The organism is Ramlibacter cellulosilyticus (genome assembly GCF_014297465.1).
Taxonomy (GTDB): Bacteria; Pseudomonadota; Gammaproteobacteria; order Burkholderiales; family Burkholderiaceae_C; genus Ramlibacter; species Ramlibacter cellulosilyticus.
On sequence record NZ_JACORT010000001.1, the window covers coordinates 535,628 to 552,421 of the forward strand.

Genomic DNA, 16,794 nt, shown 5'->3' on the forward strand with positions numbered 1-16,794 from the left:
CAAAGAGGAGATCACGATGGCCCGAATGAAATTCATCTGTGACTCCGAGCGTTGCATCGAGTGCAACAGCTGCGTCACGGCCTGCAAGAACGAGCACGAGGTCCCGTGGGGCGTGAACCGCCGCCGCGTGGTGACGCTCAACGACGGCGTGCCCGGCGAGCGCTCCATCTCGGTGGCGTGCATGCACTGCTCCGACGCGCCCTGCATGGCGGTGTGCCCCACCAACACCTTCTACCGCACGGAAGAAGGCGTGGTGCTGCACGACAAGGACACCTGCATCGGCTGCGGCTACTGCAGCTACGCCTGCCCGTTCGGCGCGCCGCAGTTCCCCGCGGCCGGCACCTTCGGCGTGCGCGGCAAGATGGACAAGTGCACCTTCTGCGCCGGCGGTCCCGAGGCCAACGGCTCGCAGGCGGAGTTCGAGAAGTACGGCCGCAACCGCCTGGCCGAAGGCAAGCTGCCCGCCTGCGCCGAGATGTGCTCGACGAAGGCGCTGATCGCCGGCGACGGCGACGTGGTCGCGGACATCTTCCGCAACCGGGTGCTCAAGCGCGGCAAGGGCGCGGAAGTGTGGGGCTGGGGCACGGCCTACGGTTCCAAGCAGGCCGGCCAGCCGGCGGGAGGCAAGTCGTGAAGACCGTCCTGATCCTCTCCGCCGCCGTCGCGGCCTTCGCGCTGGCCGGCTGTGCCGAGCGCGAGCAGACCGCCAGCGGCATCAAGAGCGATGCCGCGCCCTGGCAGGGCACGAACAAGCAGCCTCCCTTCATGGCCGCCGGCTGGAAGCAGGGCGACAAGGCCGACTGGGAGTCGAAGCTGAAGGTCCGCACCGTCAACGGGCAGAACGACTATGTCAAGGTTCCTTGAGCTCGCTGCAGCGGCCGTCCTGACGGCCGCTTTCGCAGGCGGGGCGCTCGCGCAGTCGCAGACCTCCACGCCCGCGGGCGGCGGGTCGACCACGACCGCGCCGGCGCCGGCCGCCTCGAAGGTCGTGCCCGAAGACCTGGCACCCGGCCAGGCCGCCCCCGGCGGCATCCAGGGCCAGAACATCTTCGACGTGAAGCCCGAGGTGAAGCCCGACGCTTCGTCCGAGAAGGGCTACATGGAGCAGAACAACGCGCAGCGCAACGCGGTCCAGCCCGGCAACAACGCGCCGATGTGGCGCGACGTGCAGCGCGGCGCGGAGGGCTACAGCAGCCTGCCGAAGTCGCAGGCGCCGGAGGCGGGCAACCTGATCCAGGCGCCCGTGCAGTACCCCGGCACGCGCTTCGTCAGCGCCGGCGAAGCGTGGCGCCAGGTGCGCAACGCGTGGATCATCCCGTACGGCGGCTCGCTGCTGCTGATCGTGCTGGTCGCGCTCGCGATCTTCTACTTCGCCAAGGGCCCGATGGGCCACGCGGACGGCCGCAGCGGCCCCGGCCGCATCGAGCGGTTCACGCCGTTCGAGCGCGCGGCGCACTGGGCCAACGCGATCGCCTTCGTGGTGCTGGCGATCTCCGGCATCGTGATGGCGTTCGGCAAGTTCTTCCTGCTGCCCGTCATCGGCCAGACGCTGTTCGGCTACTTCACCTACCTGCTGAAGAACCTCCACAACTTCGTGGGCCCGCTGTTCGTGGTGTCGCTGGTGATCATCGTGCTCACCTTCATCAAGGACAACCTGCCGCAGAAGGGCGACGTGTCCTGGATGCTCCGTCTCGGCGGCGTGCTCGGGAAGAAGGAAGCGCCTTCCCACCGCTTCAACGCGGGCGAGAAGGGGATGTTCTGGGTGGGCAACCTGCTGCTCGGCGCGATCGTGGTCGGCTCCGGCCTCTACCTCGACAAGCTGCTGCCCAGCATGGAATACCTGCGCGGCGACATGCAGGTGGCGCACATGGTCCATGCCGTCGCGGCCGTGCTGATGATGGCCATGCTGTTCCTGCACATCTACATGGGCACCGTCGGCATGCGCGGCGCCTACCGCGCCATGCGCGAGGGCTACGTGGACGACGCCTGGGCGAAGGAACACCACGCCTACTGGTACGAGGACATCAAGGCCGGCCGGATCCCGGCGCAGCGCAGCAAGCCGCTGACCATCGCGGACGACACGGGCAAGTCCGTGCGGCCCGCCTGAGGAGAAAAGAAGATGATGCGTTGGATGCTTACCGCGGCCGCGCTGGCCGTTTCCGCGACCGTGTCGGCCAAGCTGCCGGCGCCCGTGCTGGACGAGGCCGCGAAGGCCAAGGCCGCCGAGGCAGCCGCCAGGACGGCGTGGCAAGGCAAGGTCGATGCCTACCAGCTGTGCAAGGCGCAGGATCGCGTTGCTGCCCGCTACAAGGCGAACCACCCGGCGCAGGCGAAGCCCGCAGCGGCCGCTCCTGCGGCGACGCCGGTCGCCGCCGCGCCTGCCGGCGCCGCCTCTGCTGCCGCTGCCGCGGCCAAGCCGCCCGTGCCGACCGCAGCGACGGCGTCGCAAGGCGGCGGCACGCCGGTGGCTGCGGTGGTCGCCGCTGCGCCGGCGATTCCGCCGTGCGCCGACCCCGGCCCGTTCGCCTACGCGCCGCCGGAGCAGAAGCCGCTGGAGACCTCCGGCGCCCATTCGCCGGCCGCCACCGCCGCTTCGCCGCCGAGCGTGCGCACGCCGTCCGCGGAGATGGCGCCGGCCAAGCCGTCCACCGGCCCGGCGCCCGCCAAGAAGTAAGGCCGCGCACCGCCCCCCCGAAGGCCAGCCTCCCGGCTGGCCTTTGCATTTGCGGTAGCCTTCGCCCATGACCCGTCCCGTGCTGACCGAGGCCCGCGCGCCGCTTACCCGCGGCGTGGAGGTCGTCAACGAACATGGCGAACGCGAGGCCATCTCCATCCCTGCCGAGCGCGACCTCACCGTCTACGTCGACAAGCGCGAGCTCGTCACCCTGATGACGCTGGGCGCCCACCCCGAGTGGCTGGTGCTCGGCTACCTGCGCAACCAGCGGCTGGTGGAAGGCCTGGCGGCCGTCGAGTCGGTCACCGTGGACTGGGAGGTCGGCGCCGCCGCCGTCAAGACCCGCAGCGGCATCGAACGCATCGAGGAACGCACGGCCAAGCGCGTGGTCACCACCGGCTGCGGCCAGGGCAGCGTGTTCGGCGACCTGATGGCCGACGTGGACGGCATCGCGCTGCCGGAAGCACGCCTCACGCAGGCGCAGCTGTATGGCGTCGTCAATGCGATCCGGCTGCAGGAGAGCACGTACAAGTCCGCCGGCTCGGTGCATGGCTGCGCGCTCTTCCGCGGCGAGCAGATGCTGCTGTTCGTCGAGGACGTGGGCCGCCACAACGCGATCGACACCATCGCCGGCTGGATGTGGCTGCAGCAGGACCTGCCGCCCGCCACGCCCGACGAACCGCTCGTGTTCTACACGACCGGCCGCCTCACGAGCGAGATGGTGATCAAGTCCGCGCAGATGGGCGTCGCCATCGTGGTCTCGCGCAGCGGCATCACGCAGATGGGCTACGAGATCGCCGAGCGCCTCGGGTTGTGCACCATCGGGCGCGCCACCAACCGCCACTTCCTCTGCTACACCGGCAGCGAACGCCTGCTGCTGCAGCCCGAGCTCGCCGTCCGCCCGCGCCCCGTCGGCGCCTGAGCCTCCCGCCTCCTCCATGATCCTGTTCCCCGCCTTCTCCCTCGGCTGGCGCACCCTGCGCCGCGACCTGCGCGCCGGCGAACTGCGCCTGCTGATCGTCGCCGTCACGCTCGCCGTCGCCGCGCTCACCGCCGTCGGTTTCTTCGCCGACCGCCTCAAGGGCGGGCTCGCGCGCGACGCGCGTGCGCTACTCGGGGGCGACGCGGTGGTCGTGAGCGACCATCCCACGCCCGCTGCATTCATCGAGCGTGCGCAGGCGCTGGGCCTGCGCAGCGTCACGACGCTGGTGTTTCCGTCCATGGCCCGCGCGGGCGAGACCCAGGGCGGCGCCAGTCGCCTCGTGTCGCTGAAAGCCGTCCCCGCCGGCTACCCGCTGCGGGGGCAACTCGAGGTCGCGGCGCAGCCGGAGGCGCGCGGCCAGCGCACAACCGAGCCGCCCGCGCGTGGCGAGGCCTGGGTGGACGCGGGCGTGCTCGAGTCGCTGAACCTGCGCATGGGCGACCCGCTGCTGCTCGGCGACGCGCAGCTGCGCATTGCCCGCGTGATCACCCTGGAGCCGGACCGCGGCACGGGTTTCCTCAGCTTCGCGCCGCGCGTCATGATCCACGCCGACGACCTGCCCGCCACCCGCCTCGTGCAGCCGGCGAGCCGCATCGGCTACCGCTTCGCCGTCGCGGGCCAGGACGCGCAGGTGCGGCGCTTCGCCGACTGGGCGGACGCCGAGGCGAAGAAGCCCGAGGTGCGCGGCGTGCGCGTCGAATCGCTGGAAGGCGGCCGGCCCGAGATGCGGCAGACGCTGGACCGCGCCGAGAAATTCCTGAACCTGGTCGCGCTGCTCGCCGCGCTGCTCAGTGCCGTGGCGGTGGCGCTGGCCGCGCGCGGCTTCGCGAGCCGGCACCTCGACGACTGCGCGATGCTGCGCGTGCTGGGACAGAGCCAGCGCACCATCGCCCTCAGCTACACCTTCGAGTTCGCGGTCATCGGCGTGATGGCCAGCCTCCTGGGCGTGGCGCTCGGCTACGCCGTGCACTTCGTCTTCGTCATGCTCCTGAGCGGGCTGGTGGAAACCTCGCTGCCCGCGGCCACGGCGTGGCCGGTCGCCTTCGGCATGGGAATGGGCGTGACGCTGCTGTTCGCCTTCGGGCTGCCGCCGGTGCTGCAGCTCGCGCAGGTGCCGCCGTTGCGCGTGATCCGCCGCGACGTGGGCGGGCTCAAGCCGGCGTCGCTGCTGGTGCTGGGCATCGGCGTCGCGGGCTTCGCCGCGCTGCTGCTCGCCGCGAGCAGCGACCTGAAGCTGGGCGGCATCGCGGTGGGCGGCTTCGCCGGCGCCGTGCTGCTGTTCGCGGGCCTGAGCTGGGTGGCGGTGAAGCTGCTGCGCCGCGTGGTGAACGAGCAGACCGCGCCGCGCTGGCTGGTGCTGGCCACGCGCCAGATCGGCGCGCGGCCCGCGTATGCGGTGGTGCAGACGAGCGCGCTGGCTGTCGGCCTGCTCGCGCTGGTGCTGCTGGTGCTGCTGCGCACGGACCTGATCGCGAGCTGGCGCCAGGCCACGCCGCCCGACGCGCCGAACCGCTTCGTGATCAACGTGATGCCGGAGCAGAGCGAGCCTTTCCTGCAGCAATTGCGCGGCGCCGGCGTGAAGCGCCTGGACTGGTATCCCATGTTCCGCGGCCGCCTGGTGGCCGTGAACGGCCGCAGCGTCGGCCCGGACGATTTCACCGAGGACCGGGCGCGCCGGCTCGTCGACCGCGAGTTCAACCTCTCGTACGCGCAGCAGCAGCCGCAGCACAACGAGGTGGTCGCCGGCCGCTGGGTGCCGGGCGAGCAGGGCGCGGTGAGCGTGGAGGAGGGCATCGCCACGACGCTGGGCCTCAAGCTCGGGGACACCCTGCGCTTCGACATCGCGGGCGCCACGAGCGAGGCGAAGATCACGTCGCTGCGCAAGGTGGACTGGGGCTCGTTCCGCGCGAACTTCTTCGTGATGTACCCGGTGGCCGAACTGCCGGACGTGCCGGTCACCTTCATGGGCGCCTTCCGCGCGCCGGAGCAGCGCGGCTTCGACAACGCGCTGGTGCGCGCCTTCCCCAACGTGACCAACGTGGACATGACCGCGACCATCACGCAGGTGCAAGGCGTCCTGGACAAGGTGATCCGCGCGGTGGAGTTCCTCTTCGGCTTCACGCTGGCCGCGGGCGTCGTGGTGCTGTTCGCGGCGGTGACCGCCACGCGCGAGGAGCGCGCGCGCGAGTACGCGATCATGCGCGCGGTGGGTGCGCGCGGCAGCCTGCTGCGGCAGGTGCAGCGCGCGGAGCTGATCGGCGTCGGCCTGCTCGCGGGCTTCCTGGCGAGCGGCGTCGCGGCGATCGTGGGCTGGGGGCTGGCCAAGTACGCGTTCGACTTCGCGTGGACCGCCTCGCCGCTCGTGCCGCTCGCGGGCGCCGCCGCGGGCGCGGTGCTGGCGCTGGCGGCCGGCTGGTGGGGCCTGCGCGAAGTGCTGAGCCGCCCCGTCGTGGAAACCTTGCGCAAGGCGGCCGAATAGGGGCGCTGAGACAATCGGGGGATGGAGAACCCCGAGAAGCCCGCCCACGCCACCCCGTTCGAGTGGATCGGCGGGGAAGAGAAGGTCCACGCGCTCGTCGAGCGCTTCTACGACCTGATGGACCTGGAGCCCAGGTACAAGGAGCTGCGCGCCGCGCACGGCACCGAGCTGGAGCGCGCGCGGCAGAACCTGTTCTGGTTCCTGTGCGGCTGGCTCGGCGGGCCGCAGCACTACACGGACCGCTTCGGCCACCCGCGCCTGCGGATGCGGCACATGCCTTTCAAGATCGGCGTCCTCGAGCGCGACCAGTGGCTCGCGTGCATGGATGAAGCGATGGGGGACGTCGGGGTGCCGCAGGAGCTGCGGGAGCGGCTGAACCAGTCGTTCTTCCAGACGGCGGACTGGATGCGGAACACGCCGATGTGAAGGGAATCGCTGGGGTGCGCCGCTTCGCTTGCGCAACCCAGCCTACGGTGCGCCCCGGATCGTGCACCGGGGTGAGCGAAGCGCTCGTAGGCTGGGTTGAGCGAAGCTCACCCCAGCATGCACGGCCGCCTCACGACGACGGCTTCAACAGCACCACCACCGCCCCCGCTCCCCCCTCATCTCCCCGCGCCTGCACGAACGCCATCACCTCGTTCTTCTGCACCAGCCAGCTGTGCACCTTCCCCTTCAGGACGGGTGTCTTCCCCGGGGACCCGAGTCCCTTGCCGTGCACCACGCGCACGCAACGCAGGCCCTGGCGCACCGCTTCGCGCAGGAAGGTGGCGAGGGCCTCGCGCGCGTCGTCGGTGCGCAGCCCGTGCAGGTCGATCTCCGACTGGATGCTCCACTCGCCGCGCCGCAGCTTGCGCGCGACGTCGATGCCCACGCCGGGACGGCGGAAGCTCATGGCGTCGTCCACCTCCAGCAGCGTGGACGCGTCGAACTCGTCGCTGATCGCCTCCTTCAGCACCCGCTGGTCATCGAGCTGGCGCTGCGCCGGAATCGGCGCCACCGGCTCCGGCGCGTGCCGCACGCGCCCGTGGTGGCGCAAGGGCTCCACCTTGCCCGCGGCGCGCTGGAACAGGTTCTTCTCCGCTTCCGTGCGCTTGCGCGCCTCCGCATCGCGGGCCGCCTGTTCGCGCGCGACGCGCTCCTGCTCGGCGAGGTGCCTGCGGATCGCACCCAGGTCCTGCAGCGACTTCGTTTTCAAAGCAATCCCTTCTCGGCCATCGACAGCGCGTGCCCCGGGGCCACGATCACGTGATCGAGCACCCGCACGTCCACCAGCGCGAGGGCGGCCTTGAGCGTCTGCGTCAGGGCTTCGTCCGCGCGGGACGGCTGCACCGTGCCGCTGGGATGATTGTGGGCCAGTACCACGGCGGCGGAGTGGTGGTGCAAGGCCTTGAGCACGACTTCGCGCGGGTACACGCTCGTCTGGGTCAGCGTGCCGCGGAAGAGTTCCTCCATGGCCACGAGGCGGTTCTGCGCGTCGAGGAAGAGGGCGGCGAACACTTCGTGCGGACGGCGTGCGAGATGCAGCTGCAGGTAATTTTTCACGGCCTCGGGCGAGCCGAAGACCTCGCGCGCCTTCAGTTGCTCCGCGACGGCGCGCCGCGCGAGCTCCAGCACCGCCATCAGCTCGGAGCGCTTGGCCGTGCCGCCCAGGCCGTTGACGCCGCGCAGCTCGTCGCCGCTGGCATGCAGCAGGCCGGCGAGGCCCTGGAAGCGTCCCAGCACCTCCTCGGCCATCTGGAAGACGCCGCGGCCGCGCGTGCCCGTGCGCAGCAGCAGCGCCAGCAACTCGGTGTCGCTGAGCGCGCCCGGCCCCCGGGCGAGCAGCTTTTCGCGCGGCCGCGCGTCCGGCGGGAGGTCTTTGAGCGCCATCACGAGCCCCTTCACCCCGACTTTTTACAATAGGGGCCAATCATCGGGACTTCCATGGCCTCCACCGCTGCCCGGGTGCAACCCGGCTCCTTCCTCACGCTGCACTACCGCCTCGCGGGACCGGCGGGCGACATCATCAACACCTTCCACGACAAGCCCGCCACGCTGACGCTGGGCGCGGGCGAGCTGTCGCCGGCGGTGGAGCAGCGCCTGCTGGGCCTGGAGGAAGGCGCGCGCACGGTCTTCGAGATCCCCGCGGGCGAGGCCTTCGGGGAACGCAACCCCGAGATGGTGCAGTGGGTCGCGCGCAAGCTCCTCGCTCAAATGGGGGACCCGCACGAGCGCTACGCGGTGGGCGACGTGGTGCAGTTCCCCACGCCGGACGGCCTGGGCCAGTACGCGGGCGCCGTGCGGCAGCTGGGCGAGGACAGGGACGGCGACGGCCAGCCCGACGCGGTGCTGTTCGACTTCAACCACCCGCTCGCGGGCCAGCCGGTGACCTTCGAGGTCCACCTGATCGGAGTGCTGTGATGACGGCTCCCGGCGAAATCCTCCTGGCCGAGCCGCGCGGGTTCTGCGCGGGCGTGGACCGCGCCATCGACATCGTGGAGCGGGCGCTCGAGAAGTTCGGCGCGCCGATCTACGTGCGACACGAGATCGTGCACAACACCTTCGTCGTGAACGACCTCAAGTCCAAGGGCGCGATCTTCATCGAGGACCTGGCGGAAGTGCCGCCGGGCGCCACGCTGGTGTTCTCCGCCCACGGCGTGAGCAAGGCGGTGCAGCAGGAGGCGCAGCAGCGCGGCTTCCACGTGTTCGACGCGACCTGCCCGCTGGTGAGCAAGGTGCACATCGAGGTGGCCAAGCTCGCGAAGGAAGGCTACGAGTTCATCATGATCGGCCACAAGGGGCACCCCGAGGTGGAAGGCACGATGGGCCAGCTCGATCACGGCATCCACCTGGTGGAGGACGTGGCGGACGTCGCGTACGTGCAGCCTTCGCAGACCGAGCGCCTCGCCGTCGTCACGCAGACCACGCTGTCGGTGGACGACGCGGCGGCCATCACGCGCGCCGTCAAGGAACGCTTCCCCTCCATCCGCGAGCCCAAGCAGCAGGACATCTGCTACGCCACGCAGAACCGCCAGGACGCGGTGAAGATGCTGGCGCGCGAGGTGGACGTGGTGATCGTGGTGGGCAGCCCCACCAGCTCCAACAGCAACCGCCTCGCCGAACTCGCGCGCAAGCTGGGCGTGACGAGCTACATGGTCGACAGCCCGCAGGAGCTGAAGGCCGAATGGCTGGAAGGCCGCTCGCGCGTGGGCCTCACCGCCGGCGCCTCGGCGCCCGAGGTGCTGGTGCAGGAAGTCGTCGCGCGCATCAAGGCCCTGGGTGCCGTGTCCGTGCGCAAGATGGACGGCATCGTGGAGACGGTCAAGTTCCCGCTGCCCAAGGGCCTGAAGCTGTGAACCGCAGCGAAGTCCTGGCCGCCGCCGAGCGCTTCGCGACCGACGGCCGGGGCTTCGTGCGCCGCACGCCGCTGTGGAAGCTGCCGGGCGCGGCGCTGGGCGTCGCGTGCGCGGAAGTGTGGCTCAAGCTGGAACACCTGCAGGTGGCGGGCAGCTTCAAGGCGCGCGGCATGTACAACCGGCTGCTGGCGAATCCTGTGCCTGAGAGTGGCGTCATCGTCGCGTCCGGGGGGAACGCCGGGATCGCCACCGCCGCCGCGGCGCGCGCGCTCGGCGTGCCCTGCGAAGTGTTCGTGCCGACCGTCAGCAGCCCCGCCAAGCAGGCGAAGCTGCGCGAGCTGGGGGCACAGGTCGTCGTGACCGGTGCCGTGTACGCGGAAGCGTTTCAGGCGTGCCTCGCGCGCCAGCGCGAGACCGGCGCGCTCCTCACGCATGCCTACGACCAGCCGGAAGTCGTCGCCGGCGCCGGCACGCTCGCGATGGAGATCGAGGAGCAGGGCGGCGAGGCCCCCGACAGCGTGCTGGTGAGCGTCGGCGGCGGTGGCCTCATCGCGGGCATCGCCGCGTGGTTCGAGGACCGCAGCCGCGTCGTCGCCCTGGAGCCGGAGCTCGCGCCCACGCTGTACCGCGCGCGCGAAGCCGGCGCGCCGGTGGACGTGGGCGTGAGCGGCATCGCAGCGGATTCGCTGGGCGCCAAGCGCATCGGCGCGATCGCGTGGGATCTCGCGCAGCGCCATGTGCGCGATGCGCTGCTGTTGCCGGATGCGGCCATCCGCGAGGCGCAGCTCGCGCTGTGGACGGAGTTCAAGCTGGCCGTCGAACCGGCCGCGGCCCTGGGCCTGGCCGCGCTGCAATCGGGCGCCTACGTGCCGCAGGCCGACGAGATCGTGGCCCTGGTGGTGTGCGGGGCCAACCTCGACCCGGCCTCGCTCACTCGCAGCTGACCATCCACGGCACGCCGAACTTGTCCGTCAGCATGCCGAAGTGCCCGCCCCAGAAGGGCGGCGCGAACGGCATCTTCACCTGGCCGCCGGCCGCGAGCGCGTCGAAGGCCTTGCGTGCCTGGTCGACGCCGCCCTTGACCCAGAGCGATACCGTGATGCCGTTGTAGCCGGACACACTGCCCATGCCGGGCGGCACGTCGCTGCCCATGATCTGCGCGCCTTCGGCTTCCACGGTGCCGTGCATCACCTTCTTCTTCCATTCGGGCGACAGCTCCTTGCCGTCCATGGGCGAGCCCTCGAAGCGCATCAGGGTCGTCACCTTGCCGCCGAGGCACTGGGCATAGAAGTTCAGCGCCTCCTCGCAGTTGCCGTGGAAGGAGAGATAGCAATCGATCTGCATGGCCATGGGCGTCCTCCTTGGGGTGGGGCGACCATGGTACGGAAGCCCCCGAATAAAATCACCCCATGCTCGACGTCAACCTCCTCCGCAAAGACCTGAATTCGGTCATCGCGCGCCTCGAAGCGCGCAAGTCGCCGCAGCCTTACCTCGACGTCGCGGCCTTCCAGCGGCTGGAGGCCGAGCGCAAGACCATCCAGACCCGCACCGAAGAGTTGCAGGCCCGCCGCAACCAGCTGTCCAAGCAGATCGGGCAGCTCAAGGCCAAGGGCGAGAGCGCAGATGCCGTGATGGCCGAAGTCGCGCAGTGCAAGGTGGAGCTCGACCAGTCCGCCGCGCGGCTGGAGCAGATCCAGCCCGAGCTGGAAGCGCTGCTGCTCGGCATCCCCAACCTGCCGCACGAGAGCGTGCCGGTGGGCGAGGACGAAAAGGGCAACGTGGAAGTGCGCAGGTGGGGCACGCCCCGCAAGTTCGATTTCGCCGTCAAGGACCACGTCGACATCGGCGAGCCGCTCGGCCTGGACTTCGGCACGGGCGTGAAGCTCAGTGGCGCCCGCTTCACCGTGATGAGGCAGCAGGTCGCCCGCCTGCACCGCGCGCTCGCGCAGTTCATGCTGGACACGCAGACGCAGGAGCACGGCTACACCGAGTGCTATACGCCTTACATCGTCAACGCGGCGACGCTGCGCGGCACGGGGCAGCTGCCCAAGTTCGAAGGCGACCTGTTCGCCGTGAGCAAGGGCGGGCAGGAGGGCCTGGCGTCGGAGGACCAGCAGGCGCTGTACCTGATCCCGACCAGCGAGGTGACGCTCACGAACTTCGTGCGCGACGAGATCCTGCCCGAGTCGCAGCTGCCGCTGAAGCTCACGGCGCACACGCCCTGCTTCCGCTCGGAAGCGGGCAGCGCCGGCCGCGACACGCGCGGCATGATCCGCCAGCACCAGTTCGACAAGGTGGAGATGGTGCAGGTCGTGCACCCGGACAAGAGCTACGAGGCGCTGGAGGAGATGACCCGCCACGCCGAGGCGATCCTGCAGAAGCTGGAGCTGCCGTACCGCGTGATGCTCCTGTGCTCGGGCGACATGGGCGCGGGGGCGGCCAAGACCTACGACCTCGAGGTCTGGCTGCCCGCGCAGGACACCTACCGCGAGATCAGCTCGGTCTCCAACTGCGAGGCCTACCAGGCCCGCCGGCTGCAGGCGCGCTTCAAGAACGCGCAGGGCAAGAACGAGCTCGTGCACACGCTCAACGGCTCCGGCCTGGCGGTGGGGCGCACGCTGGTGGCGGTGCTGGAGAACTGCCAGCAGGCTGACGGGAGCGTGACGGTGCCGAAGGTGCTGCGGCCGTATCTCGGCGGGGTGGAGCGGCTCGCGCCCTGAGCTTGGGTTAAACTAACGGGCTTCGCACCACGCGAACCGAATCAGGAGCGGTGGCAGAGTGGTCGAATGCGCCGGACTCGAAATCCGGTATACGGTTTTACCGTATCGAGGGTTCGAATCCCTCCTGCTCCGCCAAGAACAAGGCCCGCGCAAGCGGGCCTTCTTGTTCCTGGCCAATCCCGGCGTCCCGCCGCGAGCTACGAACTCGCAGGCCGGTCGGACAGCTCCTCGACGAACCGCGCCAGATCGCTGCTCTCCGTCTTGTGGAAGACGGCGTCCGCCCCCAGCGCCGAGCAGTGCCGCCGGATCACGTCCGTCACGTAGCCGCTGAACACCACGACGGTGCCGCATTCCTGCTGTTCCTTGAGGTGCCGGACGATGTTGAAGCCATCGCCCTCGGCCAGCGTCAGGTCCACGATCGCGAGGTCCCACGATCCCCGGTTGGCGTCGGCCCAGTCCATCGCGAGCGTCTCGGAGTGGACGACCCCGACCACTTCCGCATCGCCGGCCGCGGACACCAGCTCGCGCAGGGCGAGCTGCATGTTCACCGAGTCCTCCACCACGAGCACCCGCAGCGGATGCGACACTTCCCCTGGGTGGATGTCCTGCTCTTCGGTTTGCACTGTCGGCTCAGCGTTGGGTTGGGCGATTACTGCATGGCACCCCTCGCAGCGCTGTAGGACGCTTCCTGCGCACCGGTCAGGGAAAGTCGATCGCGAGAAGATGTTCACGATCGCGGGGCACTGCGACGCGACGGCGACGCGGGCGTGAATTGCTCCGCGCCCGCCACGCCGGCCTACAGCCGTCGCAGAACGTTCCTACAAGCAGAACGGTCCTGCCATGAGCCACTGCGAGCGAAGCATCCCCTCCGAAGAACATGGTGCGCGAATGGCGCCCGCACGCAGTTGCTGGCCGACGGCAGCTTGCGCATCGCCTGCCGGCATGCGAGCCAAGGGTCGGTTCGACTCGGCCTCCAGGACGTCTCGAAGCCGATCGCGTTTTCCGAGCCCCTGGCCAGCCCGGACCTCGAACCGGCCTACAGCTTCCGGATCGAGCATTCGAGCATGGCGTCGCTGCTCCTGAAGCTCCAGGCGCAATGGCTCGCGCCGACGTCGGTGCGCCTCTGGCTGGGGGCCCGCCTGGCGGCGTCCGGGCCCCTGGTTCCCCACTGCGTCTACCACGTGTCCGGACGAGGGCAGTTGCTGGCGGTCGTCGATGGGAGCGGCGAGGTCGGACTGAGGCCGGGCCTCGCGCTGGCCGAACTGCAGGACGCGAACTGGCTGGCGCGACCCGCGTCCGCGCGGTTCATTCCGCCCACGTTCCAGCGCACCACGATCCCGGACCTCGTGCGGGCGCATGCGTCGCGGGGTTAGCACGGGTGCGCTGGGCACGCCCCAAGAAGAAAGCCCGCCTTGCGGCGGGCTTTCCCTTTTTCTGGCCGGCTTTTCCTGCCGGTGTGTTCTCCGCCCCGCAGATTCGTGGGCCAGGACTTCGGTCGGCGCGAAGCCGAAACCGTTCCTGCCGTCCAGTCTCCTGTCCACCGACTCGGGCGGCAGCAACAGGAACGCATCGCACGCATAGCAGTGGTACAGGCGTCGGGTCCAGATCGCCTTCATCCACATCGCACGGCCGACGCGGTGGTAATGCTCCGCCCGGCATTCGCAAGCCGTCAGTCGCATGTCCTCCTCCCCCTCGGCCGGGATTATTCCCCCTGTTACGTGCCAACCACAAGCATTTGTGATGGCTTTGCGACAGGCAAAAAAAGAGCCCCGCGCGAACGCGGGGCTTTCCCCTCAATGACCTCGCTTGCACTCGAGGCCTTCCCCAACGACACCCTGGTCCGGCGCCTTCGCCGGTCCCCGATTCCCCTGGCCTCCGGGCTGGTGCTGTACCAGCCATCCCACAACTTTGTTTCAAGAAGTATCGAAAAACGGGCGCTGGCGGGCAAGCCCGCTCGCTCGGCCGGGAGCCGCCGTTCGTCCCGCCCGCACGGACGGTCCGTGACGAAGTTGGCGTCCGCTCCCCGCCGGCAAAGAAAAAGCCCCGCCGGGGCGGGGCTTGCGCAGGGGGCGGTGGTCAGCCTTGACGCTGGATCAGCGTGATCCGCTCCTCGGCGGTCTGGTTGCCGTTGGTGGCGGTCAGGCGCACGTCGTAGCGGGTGCCCGGGATGGGCAGGCCGCGCGGCGTGACCAGCACGTTGAAGTTGCCGTTGCGGTCGGCCTGCACCGTCTGGTCCGCCACCGGCTGGGTGACGCCCAGCAGGCCACCCACGCTCGCCACCGAGTCGACCTGCACGCGCACGTTGGCGTGCGGCGCCGTGCGGCCCTGGATCGCCAGGTTGCCGTTGGCATCCACGACGGCGTTGTTCTGGTGGCTGGTGATGGAGAGCGGGAAGCGGCCGTCGCCGTCACGGCGCGCATCGCGCTGGTCGCGGTCGCGGTCCGCGCGGTCACGGTCGCGGTCGCGGAAGTCGTCGTCGCGCACGTTGAGGTCCAGGCGCGCGGTATCGCGCTGCTGGCCCTTGCGCAGGGTGGCGACCGCGCTGCGGAACGCGTCCGGGTCGTCGCGGCGGCGGATCGTGTACGAGCCTTCGTAGACGCCCGGGCGCGATTCGGCCAGGTCGACGCCGTTGATCACGCCGGGGATGTCCAGCCAGGCATCGCCGCCGGGGACACCGTTCAGGCGGAAGTGCAGCTCGCGCCCCGGCTCCAGCCGCGGGATGGGGCGCATGACGAAGCGCTCGATCTGGGCCTGCTGCGGCGCGTTGCCCATGGCAAGGGCCTGGAACCCGGGCGGGAAGTTGAACTGGCGCGAGTAGCTGCGCTCGCCGAAGGTGACGCGCGCGGTCATGAGCTGCGTCGGGTCGATCCGGTCGCTGCGGCGGACGACGTACGTGCCCGTGTAGTTGCCGCGCGTCGCTTCGCGCAGCGGCACGGTGATGCCGCTGTCGCCCAACGTCAGGCTCGCGCGCTTCGCCTTGGGCGTCGCATACACCTGCACGCGCAGCGTCGCGCCGGGCGACAGGCCGGAGTCGGAGTTGAGCGCCATGTTGGTGATCCGCGGCGCCGTCGCCGTCCGCGCCTGCGCGTGGACCGGCTGCGCGACGAAGGTGGCCGCGGCCGGGGCCAGCAGCATCAGCGCCGCCACGGTGGATTTGAAGGTGTGCTTGGCCATGGGGATGCCTCCTGGTGTCGAGATAAGCTCAACATAGGAGCCGCAGCTCGGCGGCCGTGTCAGGCCGGGGCGCCGTCCTGCGTCGGAGGGCCCGCGCAATGCGTGCGGGCTTTTCCGGCTCGTCAGTGCGTGGGCGGTTCGCCGGGTCCACGCTCCAGCGGCGGCATCTCGCTCGGCGAGCCGGCCTGGAAGCTGGTCAGGCGCGTGTCTTCGCCGGCGTCGCTGAAGAAGCGTTCCGCCGCCTCGCCGCGCGCCACCTGCACGCGGTACCAGGCATAGCCCGCGGCGGCGACGGCCACGAAGGCCACGCCGCCCCAGGAGCGCAGGTACCAGGAGAGCGCCAGCAGGAGGACGGCCGCGAGGGCGGCGGCGATGGGGACGAGTCGGCCTGGGCGTTTCATGGGCGGCAGTGGATGGCCGCCCGATGCTAGCGGCTTGCCGTCCCCAGGGGAACGGGGGCGCGGCGGCCCGTGAGCTCCTGCGGGTCGTCGTGCGCCGTGGTGGCGTTCACCAGCTTGCGCACGCCGGGCATGCGTTGCACTTGCGCCGCGACGCCCTCGCGCTCGCTGGCCAGCACGCGGCCGGACAGGCGCACGACGCCTTCCTCCACCGCCACGTGCAGCGCGCGCGGGTGGCTCACCATGCGGTCCAGCGCCTGCTGGATGCGGTCGCGCAGTTCGGCGTCGCTGCGCGGATCGCCGGCAGGCACCTGCAAGGGCGCGCGACGCGCCAGCCGGCCGCGGCCGACGCGCCTGGCTTCGCCCGGCAGCCCGCCGCGCACGAGGTCCGCGAGCAGGGCGCGGCGGCGCGCGCCGAGGTCCGGGTCCAGGTAGTACATGGCCAGGGCGCCCGCGGCGGCCGCGCCGAGGGTGGCGAGCGGCTTGTTCATGGCGTCCTCCGAGTCGCGTTCCGGGGAATCAAGCATAGGTCGTATGGCGCCGGGGCGCGGCGGCAGGGGTGATGCGGACGCTGGCGGCCGTCTCCAGCTTGTCCAGGAGCGCCTGCAGGGCGTAGCGGTGCTGGCGCCACAAGGCCATGAAGCGCTTGTCGTGCTCGGACTCCAGCCAGTGCTCCGGGTCGCGTAGCCACAGCGCCTGCTGGGTGCCGAGGAAGTTGATCAGGCGGTTGTGCACTGCGAGCAGTTCGGCCATGTCGCCCGCCAGTTCCGGGAACCAGGCGAGGCGGATGGTGCACGCGGTGTCCAGGGCGGCGGCCGCTTCGGGGCCCTCGCCCTGGAACACGGCGGCCAGGCGCTGGGCGCACACCCATTCGGAGTAGCGATTCAGCGCCTGCAGCAGCTGTTCGGCCTGGTCGCGGCGCAGGTCGTGGCGCCGCCGGTGGCGGGCGAGGAACCAGCTCAGGACCGCGACGCCGGCCACGGCAAGGAGCAGCCAGGCGGCCAGGTAGGTCGTCATCACCATGGGACCTCC

20 protein-coding genes and 1 tRNA gene are annotated in these 16,794 nt (G+C 70.5%); 13 read left to right on the plus strand and 8 right to left on the minus strand.

All coding sequences use genetic code 11. The features are described from left to right. The first annotated feature begins 16 nt into the window (after window positions 1–16). The 7 genes from fdh3B (at window position 17) to H8N03_RS02630 (ending at window position 6,561) form a co-directional block, all read left to right on the plus strand. Window positions 17–634, plus strand: coding sequence for a formate dehydrogenase FDH3 subunit beta (gene fdh3B, locus H8N03_RS02600; RefSeq protein ID WP_187074557.1), 618 nt, complete (start codon window positions 17–19; stop codon window positions 632–634). Continuing rightward, a complete protein-coding gene (locus H8N03_RS02605) occupies window positions 631–864 on the plus strand; it encodes a hypothetical protein (protein WP_354005062.1) in 234 nt (77 codons plus the stop codon). The genes fdh3B and H8N03_RS02605 overlap by 4 nt, the downstream gene beginning before the upstream one ends. Then, on the plus strand, window positions 848–2,107 hold the full coding sequence (locus tag H8N03_RS02610; protein WP_187074558.1) for a formate dehydrogenase subunit gamma: 1,260 nt from the start codon (window positions 848–850) through the stop codon (window positions 2,105–2,107). Before H8N03_RS02605 ends, H8N03_RS02610 begins: the two co-directional genes overlap by 17 nt. Window positions 2,108–2,131: 24 nt before the next feature. Next, window positions 2,132–2,674 (plus strand): hypothetical protein, encoded by a 543-nt coding sequence (locus H8N03_RS02615; protein ID WP_255428015.1) that lies wholly within the window; start codon window positions 2,132–2,134, stop codon window positions 2,672–2,674. A gap of 67 nt (window positions 2,675–2,741) precedes the next feature. Then, window positions 2,742–3,596 (plus strand): formate dehydrogenase accessory sulfurtransferase FdhD, encoded by an 855-nt coding sequence (locus tag H8N03_RS02620; protein ID WP_187074560.1) that lies wholly within the window; start codon window positions 2,742–2,744, stop codon window positions 3,594–3,596. Between the two features lie 16 nt (window positions 3,597–3,612). After that, the gene (locus tag H8N03_RS02625) at window positions 3,613–6,135 is read left to right on the plus strand and encodes an ABC transporter permease (RefSeq protein WP_187074561.1); all 2,523 of its coding nucleotides are present in this window, start codon (window positions 3,613–3,615) and stop codon (window positions 6,133–6,135) included. Window positions 6,136–6,156: 21 nt separating this feature from the next. Beyond that, entirely contained in the window at window positions 6,157–6,561 is a 405-nt protein-coding gene (locus tag H8N03_RS02630; protein ID WP_187074562.1) for a group II truncated hemoglobin, read from the plus strand. 130 nt (window positions 6,562–6,691) lie between these two features. Here the strand turns inward: H8N03_RS02630 and H8N03_RS02635 are convergent, their stop codons facing one another. Both H8N03_RS02635 and radC read right to left on the minus strand, forming a co-directional pair. Next, a complete protein-coding gene (locus H8N03_RS02635) occupies window positions 6,692–7,336 on the minus strand; it encodes a Smr/MutS family protein (RefSeq protein ID WP_435531651.1) in 645 nt (214 codons plus the stop codon). Then, the gene (gene radC, locus H8N03_RS02640) at window positions 7,327–8,004 is read right to left on the minus strand and encodes a RadC family protein (RefSeq protein WP_187074564.1); all 678 of its coding nucleotides are present in this window, start codon (window positions 8,002–8,004) and stop codon (window positions 7,327–7,329) included. The genes H8N03_RS02635 and radC overlap by 10 nt, the downstream gene beginning before the upstream one ends. A gap of 54 nt (window positions 8,005–8,058) precedes the next feature. Here radC and H8N03_RS02645 point away from each other — a divergent pair, with 54 nt between their 5' ends. Genes H8N03_RS02645 through H8N03_RS02655 form a run of 3 tightly spaced genes read left to right on the plus strand, consistent with a single transcriptional unit; the run spans window position 8,059 to window position 10,414 of the window. Continuing rightward, on the plus strand, window positions 8,059–8,535 hold the full coding sequence (locus H8N03_RS02645; RefSeq protein ID WP_187074565.1) for an FKBP-type peptidyl-prolyl cis-trans isomerase: 477 nt from the start codon (window positions 8,059–8,061) through the stop codon (window positions 8,533–8,535). Then, the gene (gene ispH, locus H8N03_RS02650) at window positions 8,535–9,470 is read left to right on the plus strand and encodes a 4-hydroxy-3-methylbut-2-enyl diphosphate reductase (protein ID WP_187074566.1); all 936 of its coding nucleotides are present in this window, start codon (window positions 8,535–8,537) and stop codon (window positions 9,468–9,470) included. Before H8N03_RS02645 ends, ispH begins: the two co-directional genes overlap by 1 nt. Next, a complete protein-coding gene (locus H8N03_RS02655) occupies window positions 9,467–10,414 on the plus strand; it encodes a threonine/serine dehydratase (protein ID WP_187074567.1) in 948 nt (315 codons plus the stop codon). The genes ispH and H8N03_RS02655 overlap by 4 nt, the downstream gene beginning before the upstream one ends. Here the strand turns inward: H8N03_RS02655 and H8N03_RS02660 are convergent. Further along, window positions 10,401–10,820: a VOC family protein gene (locus H8N03_RS02660; protein WP_255428016.1), complete on the minus strand. Its 420-nt coding sequence runs from the start codon at window positions 10,818–10,820 to the stop codon at window positions 10,401–10,403. The two genes, H8N03_RS02655 and H8N03_RS02660, sit on opposite strands and share 14 nt — an antisense overlap. A gap of 59 nt (window positions 10,821–10,879) precedes the next feature. On the opposite strand from H8N03_RS02660, the gene serS reads away from it, so the two are divergent. Beyond that, on the plus strand, window positions 10,880–12,190 hold the full coding sequence (serS, locus tag H8N03_RS02665) for a serine--tRNA ligase (RefSeq protein ID WP_187074568.1): 1,311 nt from the start codon (window positions 10,880–10,882) through the stop codon (window positions 12,188–12,190). 44 nt (window positions 12,191–12,234) lie between these two features. Further along, a tRNA-Ser gene (locus tag H8N03_RS02670) sits at window positions 12,235–12,325 on the plus strand. Window positions 12,326–12,387: 62 nt separating this feature from the next. Here the strand turns inward: H8N03_RS02670 and H8N03_RS02675 are convergent. Then, the gene (locus H8N03_RS02675) at window positions 12,388–12,813 is read right to left on the minus strand and encodes a response regulator (protein WP_187074569.1); all 426 of its coding nucleotides are present in this window, start codon (window positions 12,811–12,813) and stop codon (window positions 12,388–12,390) included. Between the two features lie 441 nt (window positions 12,814–13,254). Here H8N03_RS02675 and H8N03_RS02680 point away from each other — a divergent pair, with 441 nt between their 5' ends. Continuing rightward, the gene (locus H8N03_RS02680; RefSeq protein ID WP_187074570.1) at window positions 13,255–13,563 is read left to right on the plus strand and encodes a hypothetical protein; all 309 of its coding nucleotides are present in this window, start codon (window positions 13,255–13,257) and stop codon (window positions 13,561–13,563) included. Between the two features lie 703 nt (window positions 13,564–14,266). Here H8N03_RS02680 and H8N03_RS02685 read toward each other — a convergent pair. From H8N03_RS02685 to H8N03_RS02700, 4 genes are all read right to left on the minus strand, one after another. Next, window positions 14,267–15,364 (minus strand): hypothetical protein, encoded by a 1,098-nt coding sequence (locus tag H8N03_RS02685; protein WP_187074571.1) that lies wholly within the window; start codon window positions 15,362–15,364, stop codon window positions 14,267–14,269. A gap of 122 nt (window positions 15,365–15,486) precedes the next feature. After that, window positions 15,487–15,765: a hypothetical protein gene (locus H8N03_RS02690; protein WP_187074572.1), complete on the minus strand. Its 279-nt coding sequence runs from the start codon at window positions 15,763–15,765 to the stop codon at window positions 15,487–15,489. Between the two features lie 26 nt (window positions 15,766–15,791). Continuing rightward, window positions 15,792–16,253 (minus strand): BON domain-containing protein, encoded by a 462-nt coding sequence (locus H8N03_RS02695; protein ID WP_187074573.1) that lies wholly within the window; start codon window positions 16,251–16,253, stop codon window positions 15,792–15,794. A 28-nt stretch (window positions 16,254–16,281) separates the two neighbouring features. Continuing rightward, window positions 16,282–16,785: a hypothetical protein gene (locus H8N03_RS02700; RefSeq protein WP_187074574.1), complete on the minus strand. Its 504-nt coding sequence runs from the start codon at window positions 16,783–16,785 to the stop codon at window positions 16,282–16,284. Between the last annotated feature and the right edge of the window lie 9 nt (window positions 16,786–16,794).

Bases quoted from the DNA above. Each gene is read 5' to 3' on its own strand.
- H8N03_RS02690 (WP_187074572.1), bottom strand. From the start codon at position 15,765: ATGAAACGCCCAGGCCGACTCGTCCCCATCGCCGCCGCCCTCGCGGCC.
- H8N03_RS02620 (WP_187074560.1), top strand. From the start codon at position 2,742: ATGACCCGTCCCGTGCTGACCGAGGCCCGCGCGCCGCTTACCCGCGGC.
- fdh3B (WP_187074557.1), top strand. From the start codon at position 17: ATGGCCCGAATGAAATTCATCTGTGACTCCGAGCGTTGCATCGAGTGC.
- H8N03_RS02695 (WP_187074573.1), bottom strand. From the start codon at position 16,253: ATGAACAAGCCGCTCGCCACCCTCGGCGCGGCCGCCGCGGGCGCCCTG.
- H8N03_RS02615 (WP_255428015.1), top strand. From the start codon at position 2,132: ATGCTTACCGCGGCCGCGCTGGCCGTTTCCGCGACCGTGTCGGCCAAG.
- H8N03_RS02645 (WP_187074565.1), top strand. From the start codon at position 8,059: ATGGCCTCCACCGCTGCCCGGGTGCAACCCGGCTCCTTCCTCACGCTG.
- H8N03_RS02685 (WP_187074571.1), bottom strand. From the start codon at position 15,364: ATGGCCAAGCACACCTTCAAATCCACCGTGGCGGCGCTGATGCTGCTG.
- H8N03_RS02660 (WP_255428016.1), bottom strand. From the start codon at position 10,820: ATGGCCATGCAGATCGATTGCTATCTCTCCTTCCACGGCAACTGCGAG.
- H8N03_RS02680 (WP_187074570.1), top strand. From the start codon at position 13,255: ATGGCGTCGCTGCTCCTGAAGCTCCAGGCGCAATGGCTCGCGCCGACG.
- serS (WP_187074568.1), top strand. From the start codon at position 10,880: ATGCTCGACGTCAACCTCCTCCGCAAAGACCTGAATTCGGTCATCGCG.
- H8N03_RS02700 (WP_187074574.1), bottom strand. From the start codon at position 16,785: ATGGTGATGACGACCTACCTGGCCGCCTGGCTGCTCCTTGCCGTGGCC.
- radC (WP_187074564.1), bottom strand. From the start codon at position 8,004: ATGGCGCTCAAAGACCTCCCGCCGGACGCGCGGCCGCGCGAAAAGCTG.
- H8N03_RS02610 (WP_187074558.1), top strand. From the start codon at position 848: ATGTCAAGGTTCCTTGAGCTCGCTGCAGCGGCCGTCCTGACGGCCGCT.
- ispH (WP_187074566.1), top strand. From the start codon at position 8,535: ATGACGGCTCCCGGCGAAATCCTCCTGGCCGAGCCGCGCGGGTTCTGC.
- H8N03_RS02630 (WP_187074562.1), top strand. From the start codon at position 6,157: ATGGAGAACCCCGAGAAGCCCGCCCACGCCACCCCGTTCGAGTGGATC.
- H8N03_RS02625 (WP_187074561.1), top strand. From the start codon at position 3,613: ATGATCCTGTTCCCCGCCTTCTCCCTCGGCTGGCGCACCCTGCGCCGC.